Source organism: Microbispora sp. GKU 823, assembly GCF_002027145.1.
GTDB lineage: Bacteria > Actinomycetota > Actinomycetes > Streptosporangiales > Streptosporangiaceae > Microbispora > Microbispora siamensis.
The window spans coordinates 1-16,809 of record NZ_MWJN01000147.1; the positions used below are offsets into that span (position 1 = coordinate 1).

The 16,809-nt window shown below is 72.8% G+C and carries 13 protein-coding genes; 5 read left to right on the top strand and 8 right to left on the bottom strand.

The window, feature by feature from the left end:
- Positions 1 to 977: 977 nt before the first annotated feature.
- Entirely contained in the window at positions 978 to 5,279 is a 4,302-nt protein-coding gene (locus tag B1L11_RS41265) for a pentapeptide repeat-containing protein (protein ID WP_256863333.1), read from the top strand.
- A gap of 48 nt (positions 5,280 to 5,327) precedes the next feature.
- Here the strand turns inward: B1L11_RS41265 and B1L11_RS41270 are convergent, their stop codons facing one another.
- The gene (locus B1L11_RS41270; protein WP_079320647.1) at positions 5,328 to 5,945 is read right to left on the bottom strand and encodes a TetR/AcrR family transcriptional regulator; all 618 of its coding nucleotides are present in this window, start codon (positions 5,943 to 5,945) and stop codon (positions 5,328 to 5,330) included.
- A 94-nt stretch (positions 5,946 to 6,039) separates the two neighbouring features.
- Between B1L11_RS41270 and B1L11_RS41275 the strand changes: the two genes are divergently transcribed.
- A complete protein-coding gene (locus B1L11_RS41275; protein WP_218671631.1) occupies positions 6,040 to 7,086 on the top strand; it encodes an FAD-dependent oxidoreductase in 1,047 nt (348 codons plus the stop codon).
- Positions 7,087 to 7,188: 102 nt separating this feature from the next.
- On the opposite strand, the gene B1L11_RS41280 is transcribed toward B1L11_RS41275, so the two are convergent.
- From B1L11_RS41280 to B1L11_RS41290, 3 genes are all read right to left on the bottom strand, one after another.
- Positions 7,189 to 7,749 carry a TetR/AcrR family transcriptional regulator gene (locus B1L11_RS41280; protein WP_079320648.1) on the bottom strand — a complete coding sequence of 187 codons (561 nt, stop codon included), beginning with the start codon at positions 7,747 to 7,749 and terminating at the stop codon, positions 7,189 to 7,191.
- Entirely contained in the window at positions 7,742 to 8,602 is an 861-nt protein-coding gene (locus B1L11_RS41285) for an alpha/beta fold hydrolase (protein WP_256863331.1), read from the bottom strand. The genes B1L11_RS41280 and B1L11_RS41285 overlap by 8 nt, the downstream gene beginning before the upstream one ends.
- 80 nt (positions 8,603 to 8,682) lie before the next feature.
- Complete coding sequence (locus B1L11_RS41290; RefSeq protein WP_079320650.1) at positions 8,683 to 9,525, bottom strand: helix-turn-helix transcriptional regulator; 843 nt, start codon at positions 9,523 to 9,525, stop codon at positions 8,683 to 8,685.
- 203 nt (positions 9,526 to 9,728) lie between these two features.
- Here B1L11_RS41290 and B1L11_RS41295 point away from each other — a divergent pair, with 203 nt between their 5' ends.
- The 3 genes from B1L11_RS41295 (at position 9,729) to B1L11_RS41305 (ending at position 12,676) form a co-directional block, all read left to right on the top strand.
- Complete coding sequence (locus B1L11_RS41295; RefSeq protein ID WP_306291771.1) at positions 9,729 to 10,760, top strand: aldo/keto reductase; 1,032 nt, start codon at positions 9,729 to 9,731, stop codon at positions 10,758 to 10,760.
- A 56-nt stretch (positions 10,761 to 10,816) separates the two neighbouring features.
- The gene (locus B1L11_RS41300; RefSeq protein WP_256863332.1) at positions 10,817 to 11,410 is read left to right on the top strand and encodes a TetR/AcrR family transcriptional regulator; all 594 of its coding nucleotides are present in this window, start codon (positions 10,817 to 10,819) and stop codon (positions 11,408 to 11,410) included.
- Positions 11,411 to 11,488: 78 nt separating this feature from the next.
- Positions 11,489 to 12,676 (top strand): SRPBCC family protein, encoded by a 1,188-nt coding sequence (locus B1L11_RS41305; RefSeq protein WP_218671632.1) that lies wholly within the window; start codon positions 11,489 to 11,491, stop codon positions 12,674 to 12,676.
- Between the two features lie 97 nt (positions 12,677 to 12,773).
- Here the strand turns inward: B1L11_RS41305 and B1L11_RS41310 are convergent, their stop codons facing one another.
- The 4 genes from B1L11_RS41310 to B1L11_RS41325 form a co-directional block, all read right to left on the bottom strand.
- Positions 12,774 to 14,363, bottom strand: a complete 1,590-nt coding sequence (locus tag B1L11_RS41310; protein WP_143737918.1) for a hypothetical protein — start codon at positions 14,361 to 14,363, stop codon at positions 12,774 to 12,776.
- Positions 14,360 to 15,022 carry a hypothetical protein gene (locus tag B1L11_RS41315; RefSeq protein ID WP_143737919.1) on the bottom strand — a complete coding sequence of 221 codons (663 nt, stop codon included), beginning with the start codon at positions 15,020 to 15,022 and terminating at the stop codon, positions 14,360 to 14,362. Before B1L11_RS41315 ends, B1L11_RS41310 begins: the two co-directional genes overlap by 4 nt.
- A gap of 13 nt (positions 15,023 to 15,035) precedes the next feature.
- Complete coding sequence (locus B1L11_RS49120) at positions 15,036 to 15,470, bottom strand: hypothetical protein (protein ID WP_079320655.1); 435 nt, start codon at positions 15,468 to 15,470, stop codon at positions 15,036 to 15,038.
- Positions 15,416 to 16,809: calcium-binding protein (locus tag B1L11_RS41325; protein WP_372974777.1), on the bottom strand; the 1,394-nt coding region annotated here is incomplete at its 5' end. The genes B1L11_RS49120 and B1L11_RS41325, both read right to left, overlap by 55 nt.

Sequence of the window (16,809 nt, forward strand, 5' to 3'; positions counted from 1 at the left end):
CCGGCCGTACGGGTGCCCCGGGCCCGGCGCACCCCGGCGGCCGAGCCGGTGTTCCCGACGGCCGAGCGCGCGGGCGGCGCCTCCTCGGTGACCGTGCTGCACGTCGCCGGGCCGCGGTTCGGGCGCGGCCTCGCCGAGGCGGACGAGCCGCTCGACGCGGGCGAGCTGCAGGCGAGCGTGTGGGCCGACCTGACCCGGCTCGCCGACGCCGGGGTGCCCAGGCCCGATCTCCTGGTGGTGACCGGCGACCTCACCGAGTCGGGCAGCATCCGCGAGTGCGAGCAGGCGCTGGCGTTCCTCACCGGGCTGCGCGTGCTGCTGGGGCTGGAGCCCGGACGGCTGGTGGTCGTCCCCGGGCCGCGCGATGTCACCAAGGCGGCCTGCCGGGCCTACTTCGCGACCTGTGAGGCCGACGACGTGCGCCCGCAGCCGCCGTACTGGCCGAAGTGGCGGCACTTCTCCACGCTCTTCGGCGAGCTCTACCAGGGCCTCGACGGCCCGGCCTTCGACAGCGCCCAGCCGTGGACGCTGTTCGAGCTGCCCGAGCTGCGCACGGTCGTCGCCGGGATCAACTCCACGATCGCGATGAGCCACCGCGAGGAGGACGACTACGGCTTCGTCGGCGAGGCCCAGGCGGCGTGGTTCGCCGAGCGGCTGCGGCCGTTCGAGGGCTGGCTGCGGATCGGCGTCGTCGCCCATCCCCCGCGTCCCGGCCTGCGCGACGCCGCCACCCTGGAACGGCTGCTCGGATCCCGGCTCGACCTGCTCGTCCATGGGCGGGGCCCCCGTGGCGGCGGCCCGGAGGAGGTCTGGGATCTGGAGGGGCTGCCGTGCGTGCCCGCGCTCGCCCCGGGCCGTCACCAGATCCTCCAGGTCACGCCCGAGGGGCTGCGCCGGTGGACCCGCGACCGGCCGGAGCTGGGCGACCCCGAGTCCTGCCGTACCGCTGGCGCGGCTGGCGGCCGCAGACCCCCGCCGTGGCGGCTCCAGAGCCGCCGGCGCGGGAGCCGGAGGAGCCGGCGGGCCCGGCCGACCTGCTGCTCGACCGGATCGCCGAGGTCTGCGAGACCCGCTTCGAGCGAGCCAAGATCCGCCGCGTCGCCGGCGACCCGCCGCGCCTGCTCGTCACCCACCCCGAGGACGGGTTCGTCCGCCAGGTCCTGATCGGCGCGCACGCCGGGGAGCTGAACCAGGACCGGGTCGAGGCGTTCCTCGGTCACGTCCACGCGGCGGGGCTGGAGCACGCCGCCGAGCTGGTCTACCAGGGGCCGCAACCGTCCCGGACCTTACGCGACGACGCGCTGCGGCGCGGGCTGCGGCTGCGCAGCTTCACCGAGTTCCAGGGCCTGCTCGACCTGTCGTCGTACGTGGCCGGGCAGACGGCCAGGCTGCGCGGCGACCGCCGCTACCCGCCCGAGCTGTACGTGCCGCAGCGGTTCCGGGAGCTCGACCGGACCGGCGGCGAGGTGCGCGACGACCTGACCGACGAGCTGATGCGGCTGCTCGCGGCCGACCACGGGCGGTTCGTGCTCGTGCTCGGCGACTTCGGCCGGGGCAAGACGTTCTCGCTGCGCGAGGTGGCCAGGCGCATCCCCGCCGAGCTGCCGCACCTCACGCCGATCCTGATCGAGCTGCGCGCCCTCGACAAGGCGCACTCGGTCGCCGGGCTGGTCGCGGCGCACCTCGCCAACCACGGCGAGGAGCTGATCGACCTCAAGGCGTTCCACTACATGCTGCGCCAGGGCCGCATCGTGCTGCTGTTCGACGGCTTCGACGAACTGGTCACCCGCGTGACGTACGAGCGGGCGGCCGACCACCTCGACACCCTGCTGCGCGCGGCCGAGGACAAGGCGAAGATCGTCGTTGCCGGGCGCACCCAGCACTTCAAGTCGCGCAGCCAGGTGATGACCGCGCTCGGGGAGAAGGTCGGCCTGCTGCCGAACCGCCGGGTGCTCAGCATCGAGGAGTTCACCGAGGAGCAGATCCGCGCCTACCTGCTCAACCGGTACGGCTCGCAGGAGGCGGCCGACGACCGGATGGCCCTGCTCACGGGCATCGCCGACCTGCTCGGCCTGGCGCACAACCCCCGCATGCTCAGCTTCATCGCCGACCTGCCCGCAGAAAGGCTGCGCGCCGTCGCCCGGGCCGGGGAGGCGATCAGCGCCGCCGGTCTTTACCAGGAGATCCTCGACACGTGGCTGGCCTTCGAAGAGGAGCGCGTGCGCGGCGTGGCCGGAGCTCCCGGCGGGCTGACCCGTGAGGAGCTGTGGCGGGCCGCGACCACGCTCGCGCTGCGGCTGTGGGAGACCGGCGAGACCTACCTGCGGCCGGCGGAGCTGGCCGAGGTCGCCGACACGCTCACCGGCCTGGCCGCCGACGCGCAGAACCCCGTGCCGTACGGACCGGGGCCCGGTTCCGAGCAGGCGGAGCGGACAGGCCCGGCCGACGCGGACGGCGCCGGGACCACCGGAGGACAGGGGTTCCCGGGAGGACAGGGGGCCGCGCGGCTGACGCCCGAGCAGGCCGCGCACGCCGTCGGGGCCGGCAGCCTGCTGGTCCGCACGGACGAGGGATTGTTCGGGTTCATCCACGCCTCGGTGGTGGAGTGGCTGGTGGCCCGGCACCTCGCGGAGTCGCTCCACGCCGGCCACGCGCCGGGGCTCGGCCTGCGGCCGTTGTCGGCGCTGGCCGTCGACTTCCTGTGCGACCTGGCCGACGCCTCGCGGCTGCAGGCGTGGGCGGCCCGCACGCTCGCCTCCCCCGCCGCCGGTGACGTCGCACGGGCCAACGCCATCAAGGTGACCACCCGGCTGCGCACCTCGGCCAGGACCGACCTGCGCGGCGCCCGGCTCAGCGGGGAGGACCTGTCGTACCGCGAGTTGCAGGGCGTGGACCTCACCGGCGCCGACCTGACCGACACCCGGCTCGTCGGGGCCGACCTGTCCCACGCGGTGCTCAGGGACGCCCGGCTGGTCGGGGCGCGCCTGGACGAGGCCGTGCTGGTGGGCGCCGACCTGCGCGGCGCCGACCTCACCCGGGCCCGGCTCGCCCGCGCCGACCTGCGGGACGTCGCCGTCGAGGGCAGCCGCTGGGACCGGGCCGCGCTCATCGACGTCACCGGCGTCCCCCGGGGAGCGCCGGAGCTACGCGGCGCGGCCGTGGCGCCCGCCGTCCCCGGCACGGACGGCGGCCAGGTCGGCGCCGAGCTGGCCCCCGCCGTCGTCGGCGTGCCGTACGGCTACCACTTCGAGAGCAGCCGCCTGCCCGAACCGGTCGCCTACCACCCCGACGGCGGCGTGCTCGCCCTGGGCGGGGAGGACGGCGGCGTGCTGGTCTGCGACAGCGTCACCGGGTCCGCCCTGCGCACGCTGCAGGGCCACCGGGGCCGCGTCTACAAGATCGCCTACGGCGAGGCCGGGCTGGTGACCGGCGCGAGCGACGGAACCATCCGGGTGTGGGACCCGGCCACCGGAGAGCCGTCGCACGTCCTGCGGGGCCATCCCGAGGGGGTGTGGCCCGTGCTGACCTCCGGCGACCTGGTCGCGGCGGGCGGCGCGGACGGGATCATGCGGGTCTGGGCGTCCGGGGAGCTCGCATGGGAGCTTCCGGGCCACACCGCCCCGATCTACACGGCCGTTTTCCTGCCGGGGCTGCTGGTGACCGGCGACAGCGCGGGGGCGATCCGCGTGTGGGACCTCGCCACCGGGCAGGTGCGCCACCACCTCCACGGCCACAGCGGAACCGTCTACCGCCTGGTCCTCAGCCCCGACGGCACCCGCCTGGCCGCCGGCGACGGCCAGGGCGTGCTGCGCATCTGGGACCCCCGCACGGGCGCCGCGCTGCACGAGCTCACCGGTCACCCCGGCCGGATCTACTCCCTCGCCTTCCATCCGGAGGGCCGGCTGCTCGCCTCCGGCGACACCGAGGGAGCCGTACGGCTGTGGGATCCGGTCACCGGGGCGGCCGCCGGCAGCCTGCCCGGGCACCGCGGCGCCGTCTACCAGGTTCTGTTCGATCCCACGGGCGAGCTGCTCGCGACCGGCGACAGCGACGGGGTCGTACGGATCTGGGACCACCGCACCGGCCAGGCGCGTGCCGAGCTGACCGGGCACCGGGGCTCCGTGTGGCCGTTCGCGTTCCGCCCGGACGGCCGGCAGCTCGCGACCTGCAGCAACGACGGCACCGCCCGCCTGTGGGACCCGCACACCGGTCAGTGCGTCCAGACGCTGCGCGGCCACGGCCGCCGCATCACGTCGGTCCGTTTCTCCGCCGACGGCGGCATGCTCGCCGCCTGCGGCAACGACGGCTACGTACGGCTGTGGGACCCGGTCACGGGCCGCCGCCTGCGTTCGCTCACCGGGGCGGCCGACCGGCTGGTGTCGGCCGTCTTCAGCCCGGCCGGCCCGCTGCTGGCGACCGCGAGCAACGACGGCGGCGTCTACCTGTGGAACCCGGTGGCGGGGACGTACGAGCGCGAGCTCAACGTGGAGACCGACCACGTGTGGGCCGAGGCGTTCAGCCCCGACGGGCAACTGCTGGCCACCGCGAACGACGACGACAGCGTCCGGCTGTGGTACCGCCCCTCGGGGCGGCAGGTCGCCAACCTCGCCGGGCACCGGGGGCGGGTCAGGTCGATCGCCTTCAGCCCTGACGGCCGGCTCGTGGCCACCGGCTGCGACGACCGCAACGTGCGGCTGTGGGACGCGTCGACCGGCCAGTGGGCGGCGACGCTGAGCGGCCACGACGACCGGGTGTACGCGGTGGCCTTCTCCCCGTCGGGCGACCTGCTGGCGAGCGCGAGCAACGACGGCACCGCCCGCCTGTGGGAGGTCGCCTCAGGCGAGTGCCTGCACGTGCTCGCCGGCGGCGGGCGGCTGTGGACGGCGGCCTTCAGCCCGTCGGGCGACCTGCTGGCCACCGCCGGGGACGAGCTCGCCGTCCACCTGTGGGACCCGGCCTCCGGCGCGCGCGTCGGCACCCTCGCGGGTCACGGCCGCCGGATCTGGTCGGTCGCGTTCCACCCCTCCGGGAATCTGCTCGCCAGCGCCGGGGACGACGGCGTGGTGATCCTGTGGGACGTCCCGGGACGCGAACGCCGCGCCACGCTGCTCGGCCTGCCCGAGGGATGGGCCGCGTTCTCGCCCGGCGGGCTGTACAAGCTGGAGGGCGACGTGACGGGCCAGTTCTGGTACGTGCTCGGCATGTGCCGGTTCGAGCCCGGCGAGCTGGACGAATACCTGCCCGAGGTCAGGCGGCTGGCCCTCGACGAGCCGTTCTGACGGGGTGAGTGCGCCGGTCGGCAGCGGCGACGGTCGTACCGCCGCTGGTCATGCCGGCGTGGAGCCCGGAGCGGCGAGGCCGTGGAGCAGGAGCCGGGTGAGGGTATCGATCACCTCGTCGTCGGAGCGGCCGGACTCCGGGTCGTCGCCGAGCAGCGCGTAGGCGAGCATCGACAGCATCCCGCCCATCGCCGCCGCGACCAGTTCCGGGTCGCCCGGGAGGGAGTGCCCCGTCTCTCTCAGGTGCTCCAGGTGCTCGCGGAGCACCCGGGTGTCCTCGATCAGGCGCCGCCAGAGCAGGCCTGCGCCGGGGCCGGCAGCCATCGCCTGTTCGAACAGGGCGATCACGATGGGCCGGTTGTCGCGCATCAGGTGCCAGGCCACCGCCAGATGCTCGCGGAGCTGGTCTCGGTCCGTCAGGTCGTGTGGCGGGTGATCCTCTTGGGCGAGCCGGTCGTGTGCTTTGCCGTGCAGGTCGGCGAGCAGTGCTTGGAGCAGGTCCTCCTTGCTCGTGAAGTGGTCGTAGAAGGAGCCCGTGGCCCGGCCGGCCGCAGCCGTGATGTCTGTGATCTTCGTGTTCAGGTAGCCGCGTTCTGCGAACTGCCGTAGTGCGGCGTCTTTCAGGGCCGCCTCGGTCTCCGCGGCCCTCGCCTTTCGTACTCCCACCAGACCTCCGTCTTGACGTCGTCGTCGCGGCATCAGCATACTGAATCCACTTTCGCCGAATATAAATTCGGTGAATGTGCATTCAGGAGGATTCGTGCAGGTAGCGGTGGTGGGGGGCGGGGTCGCCGGATCGGCGAGCGCGATCGCGCTGGCACGGATCGGGGCTCAGGTCACGGTCTATGAGGCGTATGAGGACCCCGCTGGGACGGTCGGGTCGTTCGTCAGCCTGTCGGTCAACGGGCTGCGCGCCCTGGACGCGCTCGGGTGTCTGGACGCGGTTCAGCGGGCGGGCTTTCCGGTGGACAGGCAGCGCATGTGGTCCGGCAGGGACCGGCCACTGGGCGACGTCCCCCGCGGGCGACGGTCCGGCGATCCGCTGCGCAGTCTGACACTGATGCGCGCCGATCTGGTGAGGGCGCTTCGGGAGGAAGCGGCGGGAGCCGGCGCCCGGATCCTTGTCGGCAGACGGCTCTCCGGCGATTCGCTCGATTCGCTGACGGCCGGCGCCGATCTGCTTGTGGGAGCCGATGGGATCTGGTCGGCCACCCGCCGGGCGCTGCACCCTGCGGCTCCCGAGCCTCGCTACGCGGGCCTGTATTCGATCTCCGGCGCCACCGACGGGCCCGTGCGCCTGCCCGGTGAGCGGCCGCAGGGCTTCAACATGGTCTTCGCTCGACGTGGGGCCTTCATCTACCTGCCCGCTCCCGATGGCACCGTGTGGTGGTCCGCTCAGGTCGCCGCAGCCGATCCGCCGCCGGACCTGACCGCCGTCGGCCTGGCGAAGCTGACCGAGCTGTTCCGGACCGAGAAGACGCCGCTCGCCGTGCTCCGCGCTTCCTCGGCGGTCACCGCTTCCACCCTGCTGCACGTGCTCCCTCCGGTGACACGCCGCCATGACGACCGCACGGTGCTGGTCGGCGATGCGGCTCACCCGGTCGCGCCGGCCAGGGAGCCTCGATGGCGATCGAGGACGCCGTCGCACTCGCCCGTCAACTCGCGGCGGCCGAGGCCGTCCCCGCGGCCCTGGCCGCCTTCGACAGGATGCGCCACGACCGTACGGGCAAGCTGGCCAAGACGGCCGCCGCCAACCGGGACGCCAAAACGGCAGGGCCCGTGGCGGCGCGGCTCCGAGAGATCATGATGCCGTTCTTCTTCAACCGCTTTTACGAGAAGGCCACCGGCTGGCTGTACGACCACGACCCCGGACAACTGCCCATGGCCCGGACGTCCTGATCCCCGCGACTCATCGCTCGCGGGCGGTGTGAAGCCCGGAGATGACCATGTGGGCCAGCAGGGCGTGGCTCTCGTCGAGGTCCTCGGCGAGCCGGAACGCCCCCGCCGCCTCCAGGACGGCGAAGCCGTGCATCGCCGCGCGCAGGCAGCGGACGGCGTGGATCGCGGCCGAGCCCTCAAGCCCGTACGCCCGGAGTGCGGCGAACATGATGCCGATGAGCCGGTCTCCAGCCTCGGCCGTCTCGGGCCGTGGCGCCTGGATCAGCGCCGAGTAGCGGCGCGGGTGCCGGGCGGCGTAGGAGCGCCAGCCGTCCATCAGGGCGCGCAGCGCCTCGTCGCCGGACCGGCCGAGCACCGCCTCGCTCGCTATCTCCGTCAGCTCGCCCATCACCCGTCCGGACACCAGGACGCGCAGCTCGGCGAGGCTGCGTACGTGCTTGTAGAGGGAGGGGGTGGCGACGCCGGCGCGCCCGGCGACCGCGGACAGGGTGAGCGCGTCGGGGCCCTCCTCGTCCACGACGCGCAGCGCGAGATCGACGACGGCGTCCGGGGACAGCGCCGCCCTACCCACCGACCCGCTCCTTCAGGAACGCGAGCACCGCCGCGGCGACCTCGCCGGGGTGCTGCGCGTGCGGGTAGTGCCCGGCGCCGTCGATCATCACCACCTCGCCGAGCCCCTGCGGCATCCCCGCCACGACACCGTCCGCCTCGGCCCGGGGGTCGGCCCAGTCGGGGTCGCGGGTGCCCATGACGACCAGGGCGGGACAGCGGATGCCGCCGAGGTGGGCGCCGGCGTCCGTGGGCGCGGACGCGCCCATCGCGCTCACCACGGCCATGCGGCCCGGCCTGCGCAGGTCGCCTTCCAGGGCGGCCAGGTAGTCCGCCCAGTCGGCGGGCTTGACACCGGGATAGGCGTGGTCGAGGTAGCTCTTCCAGAGCCCGATGCTGCGCAGGAGCGCCACGCCCATGAGCCGCGTCATGCCCTTGCGGTAGTGGCCGTTGCTCAGCAGGGCGCCCAGGTCGGGCTTCTGGGCGCGGGTGAAGGGGGCGATCTCCACGATGGCGGTGACCAGTTCGGGCCGCTGTGCCGCCGCGATGGTGGCCGATCCCCCGGCGAAGGAGTGCCCGACGACGACGGCGGGCCCGCCCAGGTGCTCGATCAGGGCGACGATGTCGTCGGCGGTGTCGGTGCGGGTGTAGGAGTCCCAGCCGAGGCTCGACTCGCCGTGCCCGCGCAGGTCCATGGTCGCCACGCGATACCCGGCGGCGGCCAGCGCCGGGGCGAGGAATCGGTAGGTGTTCCGGGTGATCCCCATGCCGGGGACCATCACGACCAGCGGGCCCTCCCCCGTCACGTCGTACGCGATTTCGCCGTCACCGGTCTTCAGGAACTCGGTCATGCCGCCCTCCAGGCTCATTTGCATAGCTGAAAGGCTAATGGCATTAGCCAATGCGCGTCAAGACGCTCGGGCCCGCGGGGCGTCGGCGGACCCGGGTCAGGGGTTCAGCCGCGGGTCAGGTCCTGGAGGCCGACCACGCGCAGCAGCTCCAGCCGCTCGTAGGACTCGCTGCCCGGGCGGGCGGTGTAGACGACCAGCCGCTGGTCGTGCTCCGGGCTCAGCAGTACCTCGCAGTCCAGCTCCAGCAGGCCGACGACCGGATGCAGGAAGCGCTTGACGTCGGCGCGGCGCACGGCGACGTCGTGGGCGTCCCACAGCGCCGAGAACTCCTCGCTGCGGGCACGGAGCCGGCGTACGAGCCCCGCCAGCCGCGCGTCGTCCGGACGGCGGGCGAGTGTGGCGCGCAGATCCGCCACCGCCGCGCGGGCGGCGCGGTCACGGTCCTCGGCCGGGAAGAGTTCCCGCGCGGACGGGTCCGTGAAGTAGCGCCAGACGACGTTGTGCTCCGCCTCGGGGCGGGCGGACACATCGCCGTGAAGTGCTTTGGCCATCGCGTTCTGCGCGAGGACGTCGCCGCGGTCGCTCACCACCTGGGCGGGGGCGTCGGTCAGCCGGTCGAGGACGAGCAGCAGGCCGGGGCGGACATGCTCCGTGGCCGGCCGGTCCCGCGGCGGCTCCTCGCCGGCCAGGTGGAAGAGGTGGTCCCGTCCGTCGCCGGTCAGCCGCAGCGCGCGGGCGACGGCGGCGAGCATCTGACGGGACGGGCGCGAGCCCCTGGCCTGCTCCAGCCGCGTGTAGTGGTCGGTGGACATGCCCGCCAGTTGCGCCACCTCCTCGCGGCGCAGTCCCGGGGTGCGCCGCCGCGCGCCCTGCGACAGCCCCACGTCGGCGGGGGTGAGCCGGGCGCGGGAGCGGCGCAGGAAGTCGGCCAGCTCGGTTCTGTCCACACCCCCACCATGCCCGGTGACGCCGGACGCAGCCAGGGACCGCCCGTCCCCGGATAAGGGCGTCTCTCCCGCCGGCGCCCGCGCCGCCGCACGCTGGGAGCCGGCTCGGCGGACCGGCGCCCTCGCAGGGGCGACGGGACGGGCACCGGAGAGGTGCCGCCTGCCACACGTTTCGCGGGTTCGCCACCACAACGAAGGAAGGCATGGTTCGCATGCACTACCGCACGCTCGGCCGGACCGGTATCAAGGTCAGCCCCTACGCGCTCGGCGCATTGATGTTCGCCACGTCCGTCGGCAACCCCGATCCCGGCGACTCGGCCCGCATCATCCACAAAGCGCTGGACGCGGGAATCAACCTCATCGACACCGCCGACGCCTACGGCGACTCCGAAGAGGTCGTCGGCAAGGCGATCGAGGGGCGGCGGGACACCGTCGTCCTCGCGACCAAGGTGAGCCGCCCGATGGGCGACGACCCCAATCAGCAGGGCGCCTCGCGGCGCTGGATCATGACCGCGGTCGAGAACTCGCTGCGCCGCCTGCGGACCGACCACATCGACCTCTACCAGATCCAGCGGCCGGACCCCGCCACGGACGTCGAGGAGACACTCTCCGCGCTCTCGGACCTGATTCACAGCGGGAAGGTCCGTGCGATCGGGACGTCCACGATGCCGGCGTCCGACATCGTCGAAGCCCAGTGGGCCGCCGAGCGGCGCGGCCTGGAACGGTTCCACACCGAGCAGCCGCCGTACTCGCTGCTCGACCGCGGCATCGAGCGCGAGGTGCTTCCGGTCGCGCAGCGCTACGGGGTGGGCACCTTGGTGTGGGGGCCGCTCGGGCAGGGACTGCTCACCGGCCGCGTCCGCAAGGGGCAGCAGAACGAGCTGCGCCGCGCCGGCTTCTTCACGCACCTGAACGACGAGCACCGTCTCGACGCCGTCGAGCGGTTCATCTCGCTCGCCCGGGAGGCGGGCCTGCCGCTGACTCATCTCGCCATGGCGTTCGCCATCGCTCATCCCGGCGTGACCAGCGCGATCGTCGGGCCGCGCACGATGAGCCACCTCGACGACCTGCTCGCCGGCGTCGACGTCGCACTCACCGACGACATCCTCGACCGGATCGACGAGATCGTCCCGCCCGGCACCGACGTCGGCACACTCGACCAGGCCTACGTGCCGCCGGCTCTCCAGCGGACGAGCCTGCGCCGCCGCCCCGTCGGCGAACGCTCCGCCGCCTGACACCCCCGCTCCAGCCCCGGGCCGACGACGCCTCGTACGGCGTTAAGGTTGGGGACGTGAGCCCGAGGCCCGTGCGCGCAGTCGACGCCGACGAGAAGGTCGACCGGCAGGCGCGGATCCTCGAGGCGGCGCTTCGGCTCCTGTCCCTGCAGGGCATATCCGGGGTCAGCATGCGTGCCGTCGCGCGTGAGGCCGGGGTCTCGCTGGGGCTGGTGAACTACCACTACGAGGACAAGACGAGCCTGATCCGCGCGGCCCTGCACCGCATCGAGGAGCAGGACATCTCGCTGGTCGAGCCGGATCTCACCCTGGAACCGGAAGAGCGGCTGCGTGCCGCGCTGAAGCGGGTGGCCGACCCGGAGTTCCTGACGACGGAGTACCTGTCCCTGCGGCTTCAGCTCTGGGCGCTCGCCCAGGCCCACGAGGACTTCGAGCGCATCAACACCGAGGCCCAGAAACGCTACCGCGCCGGGCTCGCCGCCCTCATCCGTGCGGCCCGCCCCGAGTTGTCACCCGACGAGTGCGGCAGGCGGGCCGCCGACATCGACGTCATCCAGAACGGCTTGTGGCTCACGGCCCTGCTGGGGCTCGACCGCGCCTCCATCAGCAGGAACGTCGCGCGCTGCGAGGAGATCGCACTCGCCGACTGACTGCGTACGGGACGCAGACCTGAACGAACGTCCAGGAACCATATTGAACGATCGTTCAGACGAACGTATGCTCCCGCCATGACCCCAGTCACGATGGACGACATTCGCCGCGTCGGCACCGGATACCACACGGACCCAGGACGGTCGATGTCACTGCGGGCCGAGACCTACACCGACCCGCGGTGGCTCGACGTCGACCTCCGGGCGATCTTCGCCCGCACGTGGCAGTGGATCTGCCACGTGGAGAAGCTCACGTCGCCCGGCAGCTACGTGTCGGCCACCGTGGCCGGTATGCCGATCGCGGTCGTACGCGATCGTGACGGAGCGCTGCGCGCGTTCTACAACGTCTGCAAGCACCGGGCCCATGAGCTGCTCACGGGCTCGGGCACCACGCGCAACATCGTCTGCCCCTACCACGCGTGGACCTACGGGCTGGACGGGCAACTGAAGGCGGCTCGACGCGCCGACAAGATGGAGACCTTCGACAAGAACGAGATCTGTCTCGACCAGGTGCTGGTGGAGGAGTTCGGCGGCTTCGTCTACGTGAACCTGGACCCGAACGCCGCCCCCCTTGCCGAGCAGGCCGGAGATCTCGCGGCCGACATCGCCAAGTGGGCCCCCGACGTGGCCGGCCTGACCCACGCGAAGCGGTTGACCTACGACATCGCGTCCAACTGGAAGAACGTCATCGACAACTTCCTGGAGTGCTACCACTGCCACGTCGCCCACAAGGAGTTCGTCGACCTGGTCGACATGGACACCTACGAGGTGGAGACCCACGGCATCTGGTCGAGCCACTTCGCCGAGGCCGGCAAGCAGGAGAACGCCGCGTACGACGTCGCGGGTGCGTCGGTCACGCAGCACGCGGTGTGGTGGCTGTGGCCCAACACCTGTCTGCTGCGCTACCCCGGCCGCGGCAACTTCATGGTCCTGCAGGTCATTCCGGCCGGTCCCGACCGCACCCTGGAGACCTGGGACTTCTACTTCGAGACGGCCGAGATCTTGGACGCCGAGGTGGAGGCGGTGCGCTACATCGACGAGGTGCTGCAGCAGCAGGACATCTCCATCGTGGAGAGCGTCCAGCGGGGCATGAACACTCCGGCCTTCGACCAGGGCCGCATCGTCTACGACCCGTCCGGCTCGGGGCTGTCCGAGCATGGCGTGCATCACTTCCACGGCCTGGTCCTCGACGCCTACCGGTCGTGGGTGGAAGGCGCCGCCGCCGGACGCGGTCACGGGGGCGCCACCCCCACTCCCACCGACTGAGAGACGCCGGACGAGATCGCCGCCATTCGGGCAGGTCTCAGGCCGCGCGGCGGCCTTCCCCGGTCGATCGGGAAGGCCGCCGCTCGGGCGTGGACCGTCAGGTGCGGGTGAGGAGGAGGTTTCCCGCGCCGCTCTTCCTGATCACGATGACCGCGTAGACACCGGACACCTTGGGGTCCGAGATGGAGACGCGCTCGGCCTTGCCCGGCCCTCCGCCGGTGGAACGGCTGGCCTTGGCGCGAGACAGGCCCCACACGCTGGGGTTCGGCGTCATCACGAACAGGTCGACGTCCTGCCCGTCGCGGGGCGTGGCGATGAACGTCGCGGGCTCGCCCTGCCCGATCCGGGCCGTACGGATCTCGACCAGCCGGTCGGCGCCGATGGTGATCTCCTGCGGGGTTCCCTTCTGGAGGTCGCCGTCGGGCGCCTCGGCCACCTCCAGCGCGTACTCCTGGTAGTCGACGTCCGAGGCGGCGTGCGCGACGTAGACGTCGTCGTCGGAGGCGGGCTGCACAGCGATGAAGTCCGCGTTGGAGGCGGTCCCGTCCGAGCTGGCCAACGGCACCTTGGCGTGATCGACAGGGTATGTGTAGAGGTCGACGTTCGCACCGTTCGGCGGAGAGGCGACCGTCGCCACCACCGACCACTTGCCGGCCGTCGTCGGGAAGACCGGCAGAAGATGTTCGTTGGAGGGCCAGTGCGCGATCTTCCGATCGAAGAGGTCCTCGTAGCGCGTGTTGCGGATGGCGTTCTGGAACAGCACCTGCTCGGCGAGAACCTTGTCCTGCGCGCTCAGCCCGCCCAGGAACTGGTCGATGTCGTCGGCGGGCGCCTTCCTGAAGGCGGCCACGACCCCGGCGGGGCCCAGGCCGCCGACGTCCCAGTACTTCTCGTCGCGCGGGCCGGAGTCGGCCAGGTCGAGGAGGGCGCCGGCCACACGACCCTCGACGTCGGTCCCGTCGAACCAGCCCTCACTGAACCAGGTCGGGCTCTCGATGTCGATCGCGGGGTCGGTGGGTCCCCATCGTAAGTGCGTGTCGTCGTAGGTCTGGACGGCGACCCAGTCGGCCCATCCCTCGGTCCAGGCGCAGGCCGGGGTCGTCTCGTCCTTGACGTAGTGTTCGTCGCAGGAGGCGTCATAGGGCGGCATGCCGTCGTAGGTGTAGTCCATGATGAAGTGGCCCAGTTCGTGGGCGACCGTCATCTTCGACAGAGCGACCGACGCGTCCAGGTGTATCTCGAAGCGCTTGGAGCAGTCCGTGCCGTAGGCCGCCGGGCAGTAGTACGACAGGGGAACGACCCTGTCGGGCGCCCAGATCACCGTCACCTTCCGGCAGGACGCCTCACCAGGTTTCCAGCACTCGTTGCCCGGCTGGTTCAGCCAGCCCGTGTACGCCTTCCAGGTCTCGTGGGCGGCGGTGAAGATCCGGAAGGCGCCCTCGGCAGGGCTGCCGGGCGCGGCCTCGTAGTCGATGACCGACAGGGCGCTGCCCCGGGGAACGTCCTGTCTCACGTCGCTCCTGACGGCGTAATCGGTCCCGTCGCCCGGCTTCACGATCTCCCAGTAGTCGTTGGCCGAGGACACCTCGATGTAGACGTCCTGGCCGGTGCCGTCCTCATCGGCACCGGGGGAAGCACACCTGGTAGTCGCCCGCGTCGTCGGTGAAGGTCGCCCCGAGCCGGTCACGGGCCGTCCCCGTCGGCGTCGAACGCCGTCACCCGTATCCCCGGCACTCCCCTGACGGCGCCGTCCTCCGCCCGGATGTGCTTGACGCGCCCCTGCACGCACGTGTCGTCCTCCCAGGTCCCCGACGTCGCCGGCGCCTGCGCGCGAGGCCCGCGGTCGTCCGGCGGCATGCCGAAGATCGACGACTTCTCCCCGATGGTGAGGTAGGCGAGCCCTTCACTGCCCGGGCCGGGCCGCCCGTCCCGCGCCTGGACGCGGATCGAGGCGGGGCCGGGGGCGACCGCGGTGACGATGCCCTGGTACCGGACCGGCGTGCCGCGCCTGGCCCGTTCCGTACCGCTCGCGCGGTACACGGGGCTTCGCCCGATCGTCGCCGGGGCGTGGGCGAGCCCGGCGGGCGGGCGCACCCAGCGCAAGGTCTCCGGCAGTTCGATGATCGTCGTCGCGTTCGGCAGGTCCTCCTTCGCGGTGACCCCCACCGTGAGCGTCGCGGTCTGTCCCACGGCCGGGGCGCGGTCGAGTTTCACGTCGACGGTGAAGCAGTACCCCGGATCACACGAGGGTGGCTTCGCGGGGGCCGCGTGGGCCGGGGCCGCGACGAGGCCCGCCGCGGCCAGTCCGGTGGCGGCCAGGGCGGCCGCCATCAGTCGGCGTAACATCCTTTTCTCCTGATCAGCCCGCGCAGGCGACGGGCGAGTCGAAGTGTCCGGGTGAGGTGGGGTAGGGCGAGCCGTTGTCGTTGTCGGGGATCGCCAGCTCACGCTGGGCCGAGGGGTCGCCCTGGGCGCGGCCCGCGCCGGCGCCCCAGGCCACCTTGGCGAGGAAGTCGCGCATCGCGGGCGAGTGCTGGCGGACGATGTTGTGGCCGCCGTTGGCCGGGCCGCAGTGGGTGTAGAGGTTGAACGACCCGTTCCAGTCGATCATCTTGTCGCCCGGGTTGGGCCCGTTCGCGGTGCGGTCGCCCTGCAGCACGTCGCGGTCCGCGCCGCCGTACTGCCAGTCGACGCCCTGGTGGTGCTGATCGTCGGCGGCGGACGCGTTGTCCTTGTCCGTCATCCGGAACCACAGGCACGGGTCGACGACGGTGGTGAGCGTGCCCTCGGGCATGCGGCCGGGGGCGCAGTCGCCCGGATAGGAACGCGCGGGTTGTAGTCGAGCAGGTCCGCCCCGGCGCCGCCGAAGACGTGGTCGACGAAGCGGTCGCCGGTGCCCCGGGCGGCCGGGTCGAACGCGCCGCCGCTGAGGCAGTCGGCGGTCGCCGCGTCCAGGACGGGGTCGCAGCCCTTGCCGCCCCAGACGACGTCGTCGCCGTCGTCGCCGAAGACCTCGTCGCCGCCGCTGTCGCCGTTGATCAGGTCGTCGCCCGCGCCGCCGTGCATGCTGTCGCGGCCCGGCCCGCCGCGCATGCGGTCGTCGCCGCCCTTGGCGAAGCCGTCGTGCGGCAGGGCCGCGGCCACCCAGGTGTCGCCGTCCGCGTCGTGCAGCAGGTCGGTACGGCGGTCGTAGGAGCCGGCCGGGAAGCCGCGGTAGGTCTCCTTCGGCGGGGCGTTAAGGCTGACGGTGAAGCCGAGCCGCTGGGCGTCGCCCGCGTCGATGCGCTCGTCCACCACCCCGCCGCGGTCGCCCAGCATGGCGTCCTCGCCGTCGCCGCCGTCCATCTCGTCGTCGCCGAGCTCGCCGAACATGTCGTCGTCGCCCGCTCCGCCGTACAGCCGGTCGTCGCCGTCCTGGCCCCACAGCCCGTCGTCGCCCTCGTCCCCGTAGAGGCGGTCGGCGCCGAAGGAGCCCTCCGGCTCGCACGTCGGCTGGGCCTGGGTGCAGAACCGGGTGGAGTCGCCGGGCAGGGCAGGGTCGTGCGTACGGCTGCGCGTCGCGTCCGCGGGCGCCTGACCCGCCGGGTAGCGCTCGGTGTAGACGCGCTCGGTGTTCCCGGTCAGCGTGCGGACGAGCGAGCCGTTGTCGCCGAGCAGCACGTCGGCCGCGCCGCCGCCCTCGATCGCGTCGCCCTTGTCGGGTGCGCCCGGCGTGGCCGAGCCGCCGATCAGGTCGTCCTGGCCGGGGGTGGCGTCGTCCCCCTCCAGCTCCGCGGGTTCGCTCGCGTTCCCCTTCCACCCGGGGTCGGCGAGCGGCTCGCTGGTGGTCTGAGTGGAGGTGGCCGACAGCGGGAGGTCGCCGCGGATCTGGTCCGCGCCGCCGCCGCCCTCAGCGTGGTCGCCCTGGCCTCCACCGGAGATGTGGTCGTCGCCGTCCTGTCCCCACAGCACGTCGACGCCCGAGCCGCCGGAGACGCGGTCGTCGCCCGCGCCCTCGCCCAGGAGCGTGACCGCCCGCGGGGTCATCGGTGTGCCGGCCGAGCCCAGGCGGACCGTCGCCCTGGCCGGGGTGCCCGCCAGCGTCGACCACGGCGTTGTCGCCCGCGGACGACGTCGTCGCCGGGCCGCCGAAC

Bases quoted from the DNA above. Each gene is read 5' to 3' on its own strand.
- B1L11_RS41285 (WP_256863331.1), bottom strand. From the start codon at position 8,602: ATGCAAATGAGCCTGGAGGGCGGCATGACCGAGTTCCTGAAGACCGGT.
- B1L11_RS49120 (WP_079320655.1), bottom strand. From the start codon at position 15,470: ATGCCCGAGGGCACGCTCACCACCGTCGTCGACCCGTGCCTGTGGTTC.
- B1L11_RS41305 (WP_218671632.1), top strand. From the start codon at position 11,489: ATGACCCCAGTCACGATGGACGACATTCGCCGCGTCGGCACCGGATAC.
- B1L11_RS41295 (WP_306291771.1), top strand. From the start codon at position 9,729: ATGGTTCGCATGCACTACCGCACGCTCGGCCGGACCGGTATCAAGGTC.
- B1L11_RS41315 (WP_143737919.1), bottom strand. From the start codon at position 15,022: ATGTTACGCCGACTGATGGCGGCCGCCCTGGCCGCCACCGGACTGGCC.